This is a genomic window from Mumia sp. ZJ1417, from assembly GCF_014127285.1.
Lineage (GTDB): Bacteria > Actinomycetota > Actinomycetes > Propionibacteriales > Nocardioidaceae > Mumia.
Window position 1 is genome coordinate 2,046,807 of record NZ_CP059901.1, and the last position, 14,744, is coordinate 2,061,550.

At 68.9% G+C, this 14,744-nt stretch carries 21 protein-coding genes; 14 read left to right on the forward strand and 7 right to left on the reverse strand.

Features of this window, described 5'->3' with window-relative positions; genetic code table 11:
• Positions 1 to 145: 145 nt before the first annotated feature.
• Together H4N58_RS09910 and H4N58_RS09915 are read left to right on the forward strand one after the other, a co-directional pair.
• Entirely contained in the window at positions 146 to 970 is an 825-nt protein-coding gene (locus H4N58_RS09910; RefSeq protein WP_167251007.1) for a hypothetical protein, read from the forward strand.
• Between the two features lie 10 nt (positions 971 to 980).
• A complete protein-coding gene (locus H4N58_RS09915; protein WP_167251005.1) occupies positions 981 to 1,592 on the forward strand; it encodes a hypothetical protein in 612 nt (203 codons plus the stop codon).
• Positions 1,593 to 1,594: 2 nt separating this feature from the next.
• On the opposite strand, the gene H4N58_RS09920 is transcribed toward H4N58_RS09915, so the two are convergent.
• On the reverse strand, positions 1,595 to 2,155 hold the full coding sequence (locus H4N58_RS09920) for a dihydrofolate reductase family protein (RefSeq protein ID WP_167251003.1): 561 nt from the start codon (positions 2,153 to 2,155) through the stop codon (positions 1,595 to 1,597).
• An 81-nt stretch (positions 2,156 to 2,236) separates the two neighbouring features.
• Here H4N58_RS09920 and H4N58_RS09925 point away from each other — a divergent pair, with 81 nt between their 5' ends.
• The 3 genes from H4N58_RS09925 to H4N58_RS09935 are packed head-to-tail and all read left to right on the forward strand — an operon-like array spanning position 2,237 to position 4,095.
• Positions 2,237 to 3,235: a threonine dehydratase gene (locus H4N58_RS09925; protein WP_167251001.1), complete on the forward strand. Its 999-nt coding sequence runs from the start codon at positions 2,237 to 2,239 to the stop codon at positions 3,233 to 3,235.
• A 43-nt stretch (positions 3,236 to 3,278) separates the two neighbouring features.
• On the forward strand, positions 3,279 to 3,725 hold the full coding sequence (locus H4N58_RS09930) for a PPOX class F420-dependent oxidoreductase (protein ID WP_167002623.1): 447 nt from the start codon (positions 3,279 to 3,281) through the stop codon (positions 3,723 to 3,725).
• Between the two features lie 25 nt (positions 3,726 to 3,750).
• Positions 3,751 to 4,095, forward strand: coding sequence for an iron chaperone (locus tag H4N58_RS09935; RefSeq protein WP_167002625.1), 345 nt, complete (start codon positions 3,751 to 3,753; stop codon positions 4,093 to 4,095).
• Positions 4,096 to 4,118: 23 nt separating this feature from the next.
• On the opposite strand, the gene H4N58_RS09940 is transcribed toward H4N58_RS09935, so the two are convergent.
• Positions 4,119 to 5,219 (reverse strand): FAD-binding oxidoreductase, encoded by a 1,101-nt coding sequence (locus tag H4N58_RS09940; RefSeq protein WP_167002627.1) that lies wholly within the window; start codon positions 5,217 to 5,219, stop codon positions 4,119 to 4,121.
• Between the two features lie 44 nt (positions 5,220 to 5,263).
• A complete protein-coding gene (locus tag H4N58_RS09945) occupies positions 5,264 to 6,091 on the reverse strand; it encodes a helix-turn-helix domain-containing protein (protein WP_167002629.1) in 828 nt (275 codons plus the stop codon).
• A gap of 112 nt (positions 6,092 to 6,203) precedes the next feature.
• On the opposite strand from H4N58_RS09945, the gene H4N58_RS09950 reads away from it, so the two are divergent.
• A complete protein-coding gene (locus H4N58_RS09950) occupies positions 6,204 to 6,803 on the forward strand; it encodes an NADPH-dependent FMN reductase (RefSeq protein ID WP_167002631.1) in 600 nt (199 codons plus the stop codon).
• Positions 6,804 to 6,828: 25 nt separating this feature from the next.
• Here the strand turns inward: H4N58_RS09950 and H4N58_RS09955 are convergent, their stop codons facing one another.
• The gene (locus H4N58_RS09955; RefSeq protein WP_167002633.1) at positions 6,829 to 7,275 is read right to left on the reverse strand and encodes a hypothetical protein; all 447 of its coding nucleotides are present in this window, start codon (positions 7,273 to 7,275) and stop codon (positions 6,829 to 6,831) included.
• Positions 7,276 to 7,407: 132 nt separating this feature from the next.
• On the opposite strand from H4N58_RS09955, the gene H4N58_RS09960 reads away from it, so the two are divergent.
• The 5 genes from H4N58_RS09960 (at position 7,408) to H4N58_RS09980 (ending at position 9,643) form a co-directional block, all read left to right on the forward strand.
• Positions 7,408 to 7,956, forward strand: a complete 549-nt coding sequence (locus H4N58_RS09960) for an isochorismatase family protein (protein WP_167002635.1) — start codon at positions 7,408 to 7,410, stop codon at positions 7,954 to 7,956.
• A 95-nt stretch (positions 7,957 to 8,051) separates the two neighbouring features.
• A complete protein-coding gene (locus tag H4N58_RS09965) occupies positions 8,052 to 8,516 on the forward strand; it encodes an SRPBCC domain-containing protein (RefSeq protein ID WP_167002637.1) in 465 nt (154 codons plus the stop codon).
• Positions 8,513 to 8,851, forward strand: coding sequence for a metalloregulator ArsR/SmtB family transcription factor (locus H4N58_RS09970; RefSeq protein WP_167002639.1), 339 nt, complete (start codon positions 8,513 to 8,515; stop codon positions 8,849 to 8,851). Before H4N58_RS09965 ends, H4N58_RS09970 begins: the two co-directional genes overlap by 4 nt.
• Before the next feature lie 68 nt (positions 8,852 to 8,919).
• Positions 8,920 to 9,336 (forward strand): SRPBCC domain-containing protein, encoded by a 417-nt coding sequence (locus H4N58_RS09975; protein ID WP_255490709.1) that lies wholly within the window; start codon positions 8,920 to 8,922, stop codon positions 9,334 to 9,336.
• Between the two features lie 31 nt (positions 9,337 to 9,367).
• The gene (locus tag H4N58_RS09980) at positions 9,368 to 9,643 is read left to right on the forward strand and encodes a hypothetical protein (RefSeq protein WP_167250999.1); all 276 of its coding nucleotides are present in this window, start codon (positions 9,368 to 9,370) and stop codon (positions 9,641 to 9,643) included.
• A 172-nt stretch (positions 9,644 to 9,815) separates the two neighbouring features.
• On the opposite strand, the gene H4N58_RS09985 is transcribed toward H4N58_RS09980, so the two are convergent.
• Positions 9,816 to 10,532, reverse strand: a complete 717-nt coding sequence (locus H4N58_RS09985) for a VOC family protein (protein WP_167002644.1) — start codon at positions 10,530 to 10,532, stop codon at positions 9,816 to 9,818.
• Between the two features lie 143 nt (positions 10,533 to 10,675).
• On the opposite strand from H4N58_RS09985, the gene H4N58_RS09990 reads away from it, so the two are divergent.
• Genes H4N58_RS09990 through H4N58_RS20945 form a run of 3 tightly spaced genes read left to right on the forward strand, consistent with a single transcriptional unit; the run spans position 10,676 to position 12,396 of the window.
• Entirely contained in the window at positions 10,676 to 11,083 is a 408-nt protein-coding gene (locus H4N58_RS09990) for a YciI family protein (protein WP_167250997.1), read from the forward strand.
• A 26-nt stretch (positions 11,084 to 11,109) separates the two neighbouring features.
• Entirely contained in the window at positions 11,110 to 12,255 is a 1,146-nt protein-coding gene (locus H4N58_RS09995) for an RNA polymerase sigma factor (RefSeq protein ID WP_167002648.1), read from the forward strand.
• 30 nt (positions 12,256 to 12,285) lie between these two features.
• On the forward strand, positions 12,286 to 12,396 hold the full coding sequence (locus H4N58_RS20945) for a type II toxin-antitoxin system Phd/YefM family antitoxin (RefSeq protein ID WP_370465469.1): 111 nt from the start codon (positions 12,286 to 12,288) through the stop codon (positions 12,394 to 12,396).
• A 435-nt stretch (positions 12,397 to 12,831) separates the two neighbouring features.
• On the opposite strand, the gene H4N58_RS10005 is transcribed toward H4N58_RS20945, so the two are convergent.
• Positions 12,832 to 13,275 carry an HIT family protein gene (locus tag H4N58_RS10005; RefSeq protein WP_167002650.1) on the reverse strand — a complete coding sequence of 148 codons (444 nt, stop codon included), beginning with the start codon at positions 13,273 to 13,275 and terminating at the stop codon, positions 12,832 to 12,834.
• 134 nt (positions 13,276 to 13,409) lie between these two features.
• A complete protein-coding gene (locus H4N58_RS10010; protein WP_167250995.1) occupies positions 13,410 to 14,342 on the reverse strand; it encodes a hypothetical protein in 933 nt (310 codons plus the stop codon).
• Positions 14,343 to 14,744: the final 402 nt, after the last annotated feature.

Below are 14,744 nucleotides of genomic sequence, written 5' to 3' on the forward strand. Positions count from 1 at the left end.
CGCAAGAACACGCCGCCGGTAGGGAAGTCGGTGGGTTTTGCACCGAAGGGAGGGGGCGGTTGCGGGGCATAGCTCATCCCGCACGGGTGATGTCGACCACCCACGGTCGACGGACGATGTGGGGGGCAGCGGGGAAGGGGGCGGCGTGAACCTGTTCATCGGGGCGCTCGTCGTCGTGCTCGTGACGGCATGCACCGTGACCGCAATGCTGCTGGTCCGGCGCCACGCTCCCGAGGGCAGCTACTTCGCCGACGGCGACCGTGCGTCGGGCGTGTTCGGTGTGCTCGCGACCGGGTTCGCGGTGATCCTCGGGTTCATCATCTTCCTCGCGTTTGAGTCGTACGACGCCTCTCGGACCGGTGCCGAGACTGAGGCGCTGTCGGTCGTGCAACAGGTCGAGACCGCCCAGTTTTTGCCCTCCGAGCGCGGTGAGGAGCTCACCGCGATGCTGATCTGCTACGCCCGGTCGGTCATCGACTCGGAGTGGCCGGCGATGGATAAGGGCACTCTCGGGGACGCGTTCAACCCCTGGGGCGCCGAGATGTTCCGGACGATGCGCGCCTACGAGCCGGCCACCGCGGCCGAGGGGTCGGCCTACGACCGGTGGATGGATCAGACCGATGCGCGGGAGCAGGCGCGGATCGACCGGGTGCACGGCGTCGAAGGTGTCGTGCCGCTCCCGATCTGGATCGGGCTGTTCGTCATCGCTGCCGTGATCTTCGGCTACATGCTGTTCTTCGCCGACCGGGCCGAGCGTGCAAGGACCCAGGCGATGCTGATGGGCAGCGTCACCGTCGTCATCACCCTGCTCCTGCTCCTGCTGGTGTTCTTCGACAACCCTCACGGGGACGGCGTCGGCAGGCTCGAGCCGGTCGCGATGGAGCGGTCCCTGCGGCTGATCGCCGCCGCCGTCGAGGTTGCAGGGATCGACCCGCCTGAGCTCTGCGACAGCCATGGCCGCGCCCTCTGAGCAGGCGAGCATGCTCCGCGAGCTCGCGGTGACCGTGCTGCTGGTGGTGGCGGCGGTCGCCACGTCGTGGAGCAGCTACCAGGCCACGCGCTGGCACGGCGAGCAGGCGGAGGCGGCGAGCCGTACCAGCGCGATCCGGGTGGAGGCCGCCCGGGAACAGGGTCTGGCCGAGGCCCAGACCGAGATCGACGTCGCCACCTTCATCGCATGGGTCGATGCCGACCGCGGCGGTGAGCCGCAGCTCGCGGCGTTCTTCGAGGCGAGGTTCCGGCCTGAGTTCCGGACGGCGTTCGAGGCCTGGAGGGCGACGGACCCGTTCACCGACGCCACCGCGCCGCCGACGCCGTTCGCGATGCCGGAGTACACCCTCGCCGCCGACAAGAAGGCGGACCAGCTCGACCGGGAGGCGGAGGCCTCGGCGGCCGAGGTGAGGGAGGACATCCAGCGCGCGAGCAACTACGTGCTCACCGTCGTCCTGTACGCCGTCGCGCTCTTCTTTGCGGGCATGAGCACCAAGATCGGCAGTCGCCGGCTGCAGACGGTGATGATCATCGCCGGCTACGTCGTCCTGATCGGCGCGATCGCGTGGATCGCGACGTTCCCGGTGAGCATCGCGCTCTGACGTCAGCTCAGCACGGGTGCGTACGTCAGCACGACATGGCCGTTGTCGAACACGCGCACGTCCGTACGGCGCAGCGGGATCGGCCCCGGGAGGCCGGAGAGCACGGGGACACCACTGCCGAGCGCGACCGGGTCGACGATGATCCGCAGCTCGTCGACGACCCCCGTCGGGAGCAGGTCCGCGACGAGAGAGGAGCTGCCGAAGATCGCGATGTCCTTGCCCGGCTTCTCCTTGAGCGCACGGACGTGCCCCGCGATGTCGTCGGCGACGAACGTCGTCGGACCCCAGGAGTGCGTCGTCATCGTCCGTGAGGCCACGACCTTGGGGAGGTCGTTCATGAAGCCGGCGACGACCTGGTCCGCGTCGTACGCCTGCGGGGTCGGCCAGTAGGCCGCCATCATCTCGAAGGTGACGCGTCCCATCACGATCGTGTCGATGTGGTCACCCTGAGCGCGTGAGTACTCCTCGAACTCCTCGTCGATGTCGAACCAGTCCGTCCCTCCGGCTGCGTCAGCGTGATAGCCGTCGACGGACGTCAGCAGGAACGCGTACACGGTGCGCATGGATCTCCTCGTAGGTCGGTGGTCAAGGGTGGACGCCGCCGGACGGGCGAACTCATCGGCCTACGGTGGCATCATCGGCAGATGAGTACGTCCACTGACACCGTGCCCACCGCCACCGGCCTGCCTGACCACGCCGACCTGCTCGACGCCACCCGCGCGGTGCGTGCAGCGTTCGCGCCGACGCCGCAGCAGGTATGGCCGTTGCTCAGCGAGGAGCTGGGCGCGACGGTCTGGGCCAAGCACGAGAACCACACGCCGCTCGGGGCGTTCAAGGCGCGCAGTGCGCTCGTCTACTTCGACCGGCTCGCACGCAGCGGGGCGCTGCCCACGGGCGTCGTCTCGGCGACGCGAGGCAACCACGGGCAGGCGCTCGCGTACGCGGCGGGGCGCCGCAGTATTCCCGCCACCGTCGTCGTGCCGAGGGGCAACAGCCGCGAGAAGAACGCAGCGATGCAGGCGCTCGGCGCCGAGCTGATCGAGCACGGAGCCGACTTCCAGGACTCGCTCGAGCACGCACGCGCCCTCGCCACGAAGCGGGGGATCGCGCTCGCGCCCAACTTCCACCCGTGGCTGGTCGCCGGAGCGGGCACCTACGCGCTGGAGTATCTGTCGGCGGTGCCCGACCTCGACGTCGTCTATGTCCCGATCGGGCTCGGCTCCGGGGCGTGCGGGATGCTCGCGGCGAAGGCCGCGCTCGGGCACCGCGCCGAGGTGGTAGGGGTCGTGTCCGCGGGTGCGCGGGCGTACGCGGACTCGCTGGAGGCGGGCGCGCTGGTGTCCACGCCGGTGACGACACGGCTGGCCGACGGGATGGCGTGCCGTACGCCGGTGGCGGAGGCACTCGCGCTGATCCGCGACGGGATCTCGCGGGTGGTCGTGGTGAGCGACGACGAGGTCTCCGACGCGATGAGGCTGCTGTACCGGACGACCCACAACGTCGCCGAGGGTGCGGGAGCCGCGGCCACCGCTGCCGCCACGCAGGAGCGCGACCGCAACGCCGGCCATATCGTCGGTGTCGTCGTCACCGGGGGCAACGTCGACACCGACGTGTACGCGGCACAGCTGGCGCGACAGCCCTGAGTATTCGCTCGCTCGACGAGCCCGCGCATGGAAGGATCTCGCCGTGAATGACCTGAGGGAGATCTTTGCCGGGTCCTGGCGCGGTGTGCTGGTGACGCTCAAGCGCGACGGGCGGCCGCAGCTGTCGAACGTCGGGCACCTGTACGACCCGGAGGCCGATGCCGTCCTCATCTCGACAACTGCCGACCGCGCGAAGGTCCGCAACCTCCAGCGTGACCCGCGGGCGAGCTACTACGCGACGACCGATGAGCTTGCGTCGTACGCGGTCGGAGAGGGCGACGCGGAGGTCGGTCCGGCGGCGGCCCACCCGGAGGATGCGGCGGTGGAGGCCCTCGTCGCGCACTACCGGGCCGTACGAGGCGAGCACCCCGACTGGGACGAGTTCCGGGCGGCGATGGTCGCGGAGCGTCGTGTCCTCGTGACCGTGCGGTTTTCGCGCGTCTATGGGTGGGCCGGACCGGTGGCGGCGTCGCGCACGCCCAGCGAGTAGACGTCACCGCACCTACGCTGGCCCGATGGGAACGGTCGACGACTATGTGTCAGAGCTCGAGGAGCCGCGCCGCTCCGTGGTGGCCGGTGTGTACGCTGCGGTCGCTGAGGCGGTTCCCGACGCCGAGCAGGGCAAGGGCTATGGGATGCCGGCGCTCGTCTACCGGGGCAAACCCCTGGTCAGTGTGATGTCGACGAAGAAGCACCTGTCGCTCTTCCCGTTCAGCAGCGACGTTGTCGCGCAGTTCGAGGACGACCTGGCCTCGTACGACACGGCGAAGGGAACGATCAGGTTCCAGCCGGACGCCCCGCTGCCCGCCGACCTCGCCGTACGGATCGTCGAGGCGCGGCGGGACCAGATCGACGCCTGAGGCTGAGGCTGGTCGGGGCGCGCTCAGTCGCGCCCGAGGCGTGCCGCGGGGCGCAGCTCGTCGGCCAGGGTCCCCGTCATCGCTAGGGCGGCGAGCTCGACGCCGAGCGCGGGCGCCTGCTTGTAGAGGTTGTGGCCAGCGACGAAGGCGATCCCGTCGTCCTCCCACACCGCGACTCCGTCGTCGCCCCAGGGGAGTGTCGTGACCCAGCAGTGCACGTGCCCGACCGGCGTCGGGTCGAGCCCCGGCAGCGCGACGCGGACGTAGTCGGCGGCTCGGGTCGCGAGGGCGTCCAGCGCTGCTGGATCGATCGACCGGCCGTCGTCGTTCACAGGGACCGACGCGGCGAGGCCGACGCCGTACCGGCTGTTGTCGGGGACGGGTGCCGCGTAGACGCCCTCCTCTCCGAAGGCGCCGCTGGAGTCCTGGAGCGTGGCGAGGCGGCGTGGCGGGGCCTCGCGCACGGCGAACGTGACCCGCACGTGCGCCGACACCTGGACCGGAAGCGACAGGCCGATGCCGTGCGCAAGCGGGGCAGTGCCGAGGCCTGCGCAGACCACGACGTACGCGTGCGTGCCGCGGCGGGTGCCCGTGCGGACCTCGACGGTCCCGCTCGCCGTCCGTCGCAGAGTCAGGACGTGGTCACGGACAAGCGCGTCACCGAGGGCGGCGCTGAGGCGCGTCACGGCGGCGCGCGTACGGATGGCGCCACCGGTCTCGTCGAGCATCGCGGGTCCGTCGTACGGGGCGAGCAGGGGAAGGCGGGCGCGGAGCTCGGCGGCGTCGAGCGGACGTACGGTGACGTCGGCCAACGTGCGGAGCACCTGCATCCGAGACTCGACGGCTGGGCCGAGCGCGACCGCTCCGTCCGGGGAGACGAGCTCGGTGCCGAAGGTGTCGCTCCACTCCCGCCAGATCGCGCGCGACCGGGTGACGAAGCCGGCTAGACGTGCGTCCACGTGGGCATGCCGGAAGATCCGCGCGTCACCGGCGGACTGTCCGCCCCCAGGGGCTCCGGCCTCGTACACGGTCACCGAGGCACCCGCGCGGGTCAGCTCGTACGCGGTCGCGAGGCCGACGATCCCTGCGCCGACGACGGCGACATCGGTGGTGGAGGTGAGCATCCGCTCAGCCTAGGCCGATCGGTGGCGCCATGGTTGTGGCCAGGTCAGACGGCCCGCAGCGTGCCGGCGGCGCGTAGGCGCAGCGACTCGAGCGCGGCCGCGGTCGGGTCGTCCGTGGGGACGAGGACCATGATCTGCTGACTGTCGGCAGCAGGCAGCTCGAGGACCTCGCAGTCCAGGCGCAGCTCGCCTGCGACCGGGTGGAGCCACTGCTGGGTGCCGCGGGACACCGCCGTGTGACCGCTGAGGCGGCCGGTGAAATCGTCCCCAGCGACCGCCGCCATCTCGGCGGTGAACGACCTCGAACGATCCGTCGCGGGGCCCTGCCACAGCTCCGCCACGCGCTCGTCGGCGATGCGTTCCCAGTCGGGGAACGCGTGGCGTGCTCTCTTGTCGGTGAGGACGAAGCGGGTCAGATTTGGCTCCGCTCCGTCGAGCACGCCGAGGGGACGCGCCAGCCGGTCGAAGCCAGATGTGTGGGAGAGGAGGTCACCGATCCGGTTGACGACCGCGGCGATGCCGGGCTCGAGCTGGTCGAGGATCGCCTGGACGGCCGGCCGCACCGATGTCTGGTGCGGGACCACGCTGACGCACTCGCCGGACGTCGCCTTGGTGAGGTGGTGCAGGTGCTCTCGGTCGGTGACGTCGAGCTGGAGCGCCTCGGCGAGGGCGTGCACGACCTGGATCGAGGGGTTGCGGTCGCGCCCCTGCTCGATGCGGGTGAGGTACTCGACGCTGATGCCGGCGAGCGCGGCCAGCTCCATGCGACGCAGGCCGGGAGTGCGGCGCCGGTCGCCAGACGGGAGGCCGAGCGACTCCGGCTTCGTGGCGTCGCGACGTGCGCGGACGAAGTCGCCGAGGGGCGTGCTCATGACCACCACAGTACGGCGGTGCGCGCCGTACTCCCTCGTACGAAGGTGGCCCTGTGGGGGCCAGCCTGAGCGCGGTCTGGTTGTGGCGCGCCGTTGTCTCCACGCTGGAGACATGAGCGAGAACAGCAGACTTGTCATCCTGGTCGGCAGTGTCCGAGTGGGTCGCTTCGGTCCCGTCGTGGCCTCATGGGTCGCCGAGCAGGCACGCGCACACGGTGGTTTCGAGGTCGACGTGGTCGATCTTGCGGACGCCGATGTCCCACTGGCTCTGCCTGCGGAGTCGCCGAAGCTCGCGGGGGAGGCCTACCCGCGACCGGCGGGGATGCTCGAACTGACGGAGCGGTTAGACGCCGCCGAGGCATTCGTCATCGTGACCCCCGAGTACAACCACAGCTATCCCGCGTCACTCAAGGCGGCGATCGACTGGCACTTCACCCAGTGGACGGCCAAGCCCGTGGCGTTCGTGAGCTATGGGGGAGCAGCCGGCGGACGCCATGCCGTGCTCCACCTCGAGAACGTGCTGACCGAGCTGCACGCCGTGACGATCCGCGACGGGTTGTCCTTCCCGAACTACTTCCTGAACTTCGACATGGACGCCGGTCTGCCGAACGACGAGCAGACGGCGGTGTACGCGAAGGCGATGCTCGATCAGCTCGACTGGTGGGCGACGGTCTTGAAGGACGCCCGCCGGCGGGTGCCGTACCCGGTCTGATCGACGACGGAGCGACGGCGTTCGGTCACTCGAGGCCGTGCGGTGACTCGGGTGGTTCGGGCGGCACGGGGCGGCCGGGTGGTCGTACGCGACGGCGCTTCTTGAGGGCCGCTGCCGCCGCGAGCACACCCCCGGTCACGGCGACGCTGACGAGCCACGGATTGACGCGCCAGCGCGGGCCGGGCGTATCCGAGGTCGTCGCGCACTCGTGCAGCGGGAAGCGGTTGCCAGGATGGAAGACGTGCGTGAAGTCGGCAGAGACGTACGCGAAGGATCCTGCCGGCAGCCCGAAATTCCAGAGCGTGCGATACCAGCGGCCGTTCGCGCGGTCGATCCAGCACGTCACATTCGCGTGCGAGCCCGGCCCGTCGGGAGGGGCGAGATGGTCGATGACGTGCCGTGCGCCGTCCCAGACGGCGACGGGCTGCGTGCCGGTCGTGACCACGGCGGGGTAGTCGGCGTCGAGTCCCATGCGCCGACGCTAGCCGGGCGAGTGTCCGAGGAGTCCCGGTTTGCGTCCCGGTCTTGGGTCCTCACCACTGTCAGAGGCGAGGGTTAGCGTGGCCGCAAGGCCGGGCCCGCCGGCCGCCGGAGGGAGCACCCCATGACCACGTTGTCCGATCGCCCCAACCAGGCCCTGGTCGTGATCGACGTCCAGAACGGTGTCGTCGCCGACGCCCACGACCGCGACCGCGTGGTCGCCGACATCGCTGGGCTCGTCGACCGCGCCCGCTCAGCGGGCGTCCCCGTCATGTGGGTGCAGCACTCCGACGACCACCTCGTCGAGGGGAGCGAGGACTGGGCGTACGTTCCTGAGCTCGTGCCGGGGGAGAGCGAGTCGGTGGTGCACAAGCACTACCAGGACGCGTTCGAGGCCACGGACTTCGAGGACGTGCTTGCGCGGACGGCTGTCGGCGCACTCATCGTCGCCGGAGCGCAAACCGATGCGTGCATCCGGTCGACGATCCACGGTGCGTTCGCCCGCGGGTACGACGTCACGCTGGTCGGCGACGCGCACACGACGAGCGACATCCCCGGTGCGCCGCCGGCACCAGGGGTCATCGCCCACACCAACCTCTACTGGGGCTTCCAGGCGGCTCCCGGTCGTACGGCCGCCGTCGTGGACGCGGCCGACGTGGCGTTCGGTTCCTGACGCTCGCCGCACCTTTGCGCAACTGATGGTTGCGCATCGCGAGATGCGGCGGTACCGTAAGGAGCAACCAAAGGTTGCGAATAACGGGAGACGCCATGGAGTACGCCAGCATCGAGCGCGAGATCCAGATCGAGGCGCCGCCCGAGGTGGTGTTCGAGGTGATCAGCCAGCCTGAGCATGTGCGGGAGTGGTGGTACGCCGAGTCCGACGTGCAGCCGACGCCTGGCATGTCGGGGGAGCTCGTGTGGGCCGAGGGGGACGATCCGCGGGCTCAGGTGAGCGCGATGACCGTCCTCGTCGTCGAGCCGCCTCGGCTTTTCACCTTCCGGTGGACGCACCCGGCGGGGGAGCGCGCGGTCGACGGCAACTCGTTGCTCGTGACCTTCGAGCTCGTCCCGACCGGATCAGGCACGCTGCTCAAGCTCACCGAGACGGGGTTCCGTGAACGGGGTTGGGAGGCGGCGGTCCTCGAGCAGCAGTACAACGACCACGTCGCCGGCTGGGACCTGTACGTCCCGAGGCTCGGCTCGTACGCCGAAGACCTGGTGTCAGCACGATGACCGGTGCGATCGACGACGACCTGTGGTCGGCCATCGGTGACCCGACCCGGCGGCAGCTGCTCGACCTCCTGCTGGCCAACGGCGCCGGCACGGCGACCTCACTGAGTGAGCAGCTTCCGGTGACGCGGCAGGCGGTCTCGAAGCACCTGGGCGTGCTCGATCGCGTGGGGCTGGTCGAGGGGACGCCGTTGGGGCGCGAGCGGCGCTACCGGGTCGATGAGGCCCAGCTCGAGCGCGCTGTGGTGCAGCTCAACGCCGTCGGCAGCACATGGGACGCGCGGCTGCGACGGATCAAGCAGATCGCCGAGGCGATCGAGAAGACGAAGCGAGCGTGACGTGGCCGCGACCGCGGCCGCACCGACAAGAGGAGAGAACGATGGTAGACATCCTGCACCGAGTGGGAATGACGGCACCGCGCGACGCGGTGTACGAGGCACTGACGACAGCAGAAGGACTCGCCGGCTGGTGGACCGCTGACACGAGTGGCGACGGGACGACTGGAGGGGTCTTGGAGTTCCGGTTCCCACCGTTCGGCGGCTTCGACATGAAGGTTGTCGACACGCGTTCGGCCGAGCACGTCCTTTGGGAGGTGATCGACGGTCCCGAGGAGTGGGTCGGTACGCAGATCAGCTGGGACCTCCGTACAGAGGGTGACTTCACCATCGTGATGTTCGCCCACCGAGGTTGGCGCGAGCCGGTGGAGTTCATGCACCACTGCAGCACCAAGTGGGCGACGTTCCTGCTGAGTCTCAAGTCGATGCTGGAGACGGGGGAGGGCGAGCCCGCGCCGAACGACGTCCGGATCAGCGACTGGCACTGAGCGGCTCGGGCGCCGCGAGCATCGCCAGCAGGTGAGGGCGGACGACCTCGAGCAGCGCCTGGTGCGTGACGTCGTCCGCCGAGATGAGGAGGCCCCGCCCGGTGTGGAGGGCATCCCCGGCGAGATCGCTGACGACGCAGCCTCCTGCCTCGCAGATCGCGATGCCCGCGGCGACGTGGAGGTTGTCCCGGAACTGCCCGTCCGAGACGTACGCCGCGCGTCGGCCACCAGCTTCCCACCGACGAACGGCCGATCGAGAGGCCCGTCGCAGTTCACGTCGACGAGCATCGAGAGCGCGGTGGGCTGAAGAGGGACGTCCTCGTCCTCGTACCGCCGGAACGCGCGGTCGCCGTCCGTCCAGAAGAGCTCACCGGTGACCGGGTCGGCGGAGGCCGCAGCGGTGACAGCGCCCTGATCGGTCAGCGCGACGTCGGCGCCGGCCTCTGCGGCCGCGATCGCGACCTCGGCGTCAGACGTGATCACGCCAGCACGCAGAACGCGTTGCCGTCGGGATCAGCCATCACGACCCAGTCGACGTCACCCTGCCCGATGTCGAGCCGCGTCGCACCGAGGGAGATGAGCCGGTCGACCTCCGTCTGCTGATCGCCGTCGGCCGGGGGAGCGAGATCGAAGTGCAGCCGGTTCTTGCCCGTCTTCGGCATCAGGGGAGGACCGCCCCAGGTGACCTTCGGGCCGCCGTGCGGCGAACGGATCGCGGTCTCCTGGTCCTGGTCCCACACCAGCGGCCACCCCAACGCTTCGCTCCAGAAGTAGCCGACCTCCTGCGAGCCGTCGCACGAGAGCGCCCCGATGAAGCCGCAGTCGGCGAGGAAGTGGTTGCCCGGCTCGATCACGCAGAACTCGTTGCCCTCCGGATCGGCGAGCACCACGTGCTCCTCCTCTGGAAGCTGACCGATGTCGAGGTGGCGGCCACCGAGCTCGAGGGCTCTCGCCACCGTCTGCTGCTGCTCCTCGAGGGACGCGCTCGTCAGGTCGAAGTGGGTCTGGTTCTGGCCGACCTTCCTCTGCTCGCTCGGTGCGAACTGGAGTCGGAACCCGGGATCCTCGCTCGGGAGGAGCGTGATGCCGTCGCTGGGGGAGCCAGTCACCTCCCCACCCAGAAGACCTTCCCAGAACTGCGCGAGGCGGAGCGGGTCGTGCGCGTCGAAGGTCAGGGCGAAGAGCTGGCTGGTCATCGCCCGACGTTAGGCACGTGGAGGAGTGCCCCGCAACGCGATAAGGCGTAAGTTGCCGCCGTACCGATGTCGAGAACGGCACGGCGGCTCCGTCCCAGGGGCAGACGCGGCCACCACGGCCGTAGCGCATCAAGGAGATCATCATGGCGAAGTACCTGCTTCTCAAGCACTATCGCGGCGCCCCCGAGGCCGTGAACAGCGTCCCGATGGGCCAGTGGACACCGGAGGAGATCACGAACCACATCCAGTACATGGCCGACTTCGCCTCTCGGCTCGAGGGCACCGGGGAGTACGTCGACGGTCAGGCTCTCGCACCCGAGGGGACGTTCGTCCGGTACGACGGTGAGGGGCGGCCGCCGGTGACCGACGGTCCGTTCCCGGAGACGAAGGACCTGATCGCGGGCTGGATGGTGATCGACGTCGACTCGTACGACCGAGCGCTCGAGCTCGCGGGCGAGCTGTCGGCAGCGCCGGGAGCCGGTGGGAAGCCGATCCACGAGTGGCTCGAGCTCCGTCCCTTCCTGAGCGAGCCGCCGACGGTCACCGAGTGACCGGTTCGGCCAGGACGGATCAGGTGATGGACGAGCTGCTCGTACGGGAGCTGACACCCGCGGTGATCGGCGTCCTCGTCCGCCGCGGAGTGGACTTCGCGACCGCCGAGGACTCCGTACAGGAAGCACTCGTCCAGGCCTCGCAGTCCTGGCCGGACCGGCCGCCGGCCGATCCGAAGGCGTGGCTCGTCACGGTCGCTTGGCGCAAGTTCGTCGACGCCCACCGGTCGGAGGCGTCGCGACGTGAGCGGGAGCGGCGGGTCGACGACGAGCCGACACCCGGACCTGCGGCGTCGAGCGACGACACGCTGCAGGTGTACTTCCTGTGCGCGCACCCGTCACTGACTCCCGCGTCGGCGGTGGCGCTGACGCTGCGCGCCGTCGGCGGCCTGACGACCCGGCAGATCGCTGAGGCGTACCTCGTACCCGAGGCGACCATGGCGCAGCGGATCAGCCGTGCCAAACGGACGGTCAGCGGCGTACGGTTCGAGTCGCCCGGGGATCTGGCGACAGTGTTGAGGGTGCTCTATCTGGTCTTCAACCAGGGCTACACGGGCGACGTCGACCTGGCGGCCGAGGCGATCCGGCTCACGCGGCAGCTCGCGTCGATGACCGAGGACGAGGAGACTGCCGGGCTGCTGGCGCTGATGCTGTTGCACCACGCGCGGCGACCGGCCAGGATCCGGCCTGACGGCAGCCTCGTACCGCTGGCTGAGCAGGACCGGACCCTGTGGGACACCCGACTGATCGCGGAGGGGGTCGACGTCGTGCAGGCGGCGTTGCGTCGTGACCGGCTGGGGGAGTACCAGGCCCAGGCTGCCATCGCCGCCCTGCATGCCGACGCGCCACGCGCCAAGGAGACCGACTGGGTGCAGATCGTCAGCTGGTACGACGAGCTGCTGCGGCTCACGGGAAGTCCCGTCGTGGCGCTCAACCGGGCCGTCGCCGTCGGAGAGGCTGATGGTGCCCAGGCGGGGCTCGCGACGTTGGCCGAGGTCGATCCTGGATTGCCGCGGCACACGGCGGCGTCGGCGTACCTTCACGAGAAGGCGGGGGACCTGCCGGCGGCGGCGAGGCTGTACGCCGACGCAGCGCGGGTCGCGACCAACCTCGCCGAGCGCGATCACCTCACGCGTCAGGCGGCACGGCTCAACCAGGCGCTGCGTGGGTGAATTCGCAGGCCCGAGTGAATTGGGAACAAGCTGTCGAGTCTGGTCGAAGAGGCCGAGGCGACCCACGAGATCGTGACGATCACCTGCCATGGGCGGCCGGCGGCGGTGCTGATGGCGTCCGAGATCTGGAGTCACGCTTGACGGTGCTGCGGTGCGTGAGCCAACGTGGCGGGTTGAGCTCACTGCGCATGCCCAGTGCGACCTCGCCCGGCTGCCGAACAGAGTTCGTGACCAGCTCCCTGCGGGAGAATCCGCACCGGGTCACCAAGCCGTTGAGTGATCAGCACGTCGTGGGGACTATCGCGTGCTGGTCAAGATCCTCGACGACGACCACGTCGTCCTGGTCGACGCGATCGACCACCGTGCGCACCTCTGCCGAACTTGATGAGCGCGCTGAGGTCTCGCGCTCAGCAACGCGGGTGGAGCGGGGGAGGTAGTTGCGCTATCCCTTGGACTGCTGGATTCTCGTGTCGCGACGATCCCACCGATGAGAACCGATGTTGCCTTCATGTTCAGTTCCTCGAACGACCTAACGGGAGGCTAGTGGACGGCGGCGTCGACGCGGGCAGGGGAGTGTCACGAGTTGACGAGCGCGTTCCTGATGGCGCTCGCGTCGGTGTCGAGAAGGCTCCGTGATCGTTGCTTCCAATCTGCGTTGATCGTGAAGCCATCTCCTGCATGCCTCGCAATCACGTGCAGGTGGAAGTGGAAGACCTCCTGGAATGCGACCTCTCCGTCGGCCATGAACACGTTGATGCCGTCGCAACGCAACCCTGACCTACGCAAGGCGCGGGCCAGGCGATGAGCGAGACGCCAAACATGCGTGCTGGTCTCCTCGTCAAGGTCCTCAAGACCTGCAGCGTGGCGGCGAGGTACGACGAGTAGATGGCCCGGTGTCACCGGGTTCAGATCCATGAACACGACAGCCTGCTCGTCCTCATGAACCACGCTGGCCTCGGCATCGCCATCCACGATGGCGCAGAAGACGCAATGATCATTGGTCCCGTCGTCGGCCGTCATGGGCGTCATCCTTGCAGCGGGACCCCGAGGGTGCCACCAACTTCGTTGAGAATCGCAAGCGCTGGTGTGTGTTCCGCAACGCGACACCTGGGAGACCTCGTATTGAGTACGAGGGCTCCCAGGTGTCGGAGGTTTCAGCGCTTCTGTTCCCGACTCTTAGCCTTCTCGGCCGCTTGCGATGCTGCGACGAGCCGCTCCTCGAGCGTGGCGACCTGCTGGGCGAGCTCACGGGTACGTCGCGTCTCCTCGGCAAGCTCTGCGCGAACCGAGTCAGTCTGGCCACGGGCCGTCTCCGCGGCCGTACGAACGGACTCGGTCTGCGCCTGGGCCGTCTCGGTCGCCTTGCGCCAGTGGGTCGCCTGCTCACGGATATCGGCGAGCGCAGCGGTCCGTTCCTCGAGCTGCGCGGCCGTTGTCGCGGCCTTGGCGTTCGCGGTCTCAACGTCGATGGTCTTGGAGTTGAGGAGCTCGGTGACGGATCTGGTTTCGTTCTTCGCCGCCGTCGCCTCGGTGTGCCAGCGGTCGGCGTCTGCCCTTGCCGCCCCGGCTGCTTCACGAGTCGCAGCGAGTTCGTCGTTCAGAGTGACGATGGTCTGGTCGCGATCGCGGACCTCGCGGCGGGTGGTCTCAAGCTGTTCTTCGAGTCCGGTGATCGCGTCGTGGGCAACCAGAAGTTGACCAGTTGTCTCCTTCAGCTCTGTCGTGGTCGTCTCGTGGTCGGCGTGAGCGCCCTCGAGGTCCTTGTGCGCTTGTGAGAGCTCCGCGTTGGCCGCGTCTAGCGCGGCCACGGCTTCGCCTGCTTCTCGTTCGCGATTCGTGAGCGCGGTCTTGAACTCGCCGATGCGTGACTCGGCGCGAGCGAGTTCGGCTTTCGCCACAGCGACGCTCTCGTCGGCGTTGGCCTGGACAAGCTTGATCTGGGCTTCGGCGAGGTCGGGGTCGGCTGCGGTGCGGAGGTAGTCAGTGAGCTGGCCAACGATCTGGCCGAGGACTCCGGCTAGATCATTGGCGCGGTTCAAGGTCGAGCTGGTCGCAGCGAAGGCATCAATCGAGTCCTCGTCGACCACATCGGGGTGAGGCGGGGCAGGGGTTGCGCGTGTCGGCCCTGGTGTGCGGGTCCGTCTCGGGAGTCGTGCTGCGTTGTTCGCGTTGTGCGGCGTACCGGTGACCGGGTCGGGCAGTTCGCAGTAGATACGGGCTGGCCCCCGTCCGCCCTGACGGGGAGCCCTGTCGCGGTCGCAGTCGAGCCACGCGCAACGAATGGACGGGGGAGTGGGTTCGCGTTCTGGTGTTGTCATATCGGCCACCGTCCAATTAAACCAACTCGTATTGAACCCACTCGTATCTATCGCGGAGTGGGTTTATTTACATGGGTTAGTTTATGGGACCGTTACCTTCAAGAGTTACCCCATAATCACGGTTATGGGGTAAACGGCCTCACGACCGTGGTGAGTTCGGAGAAATGCGCT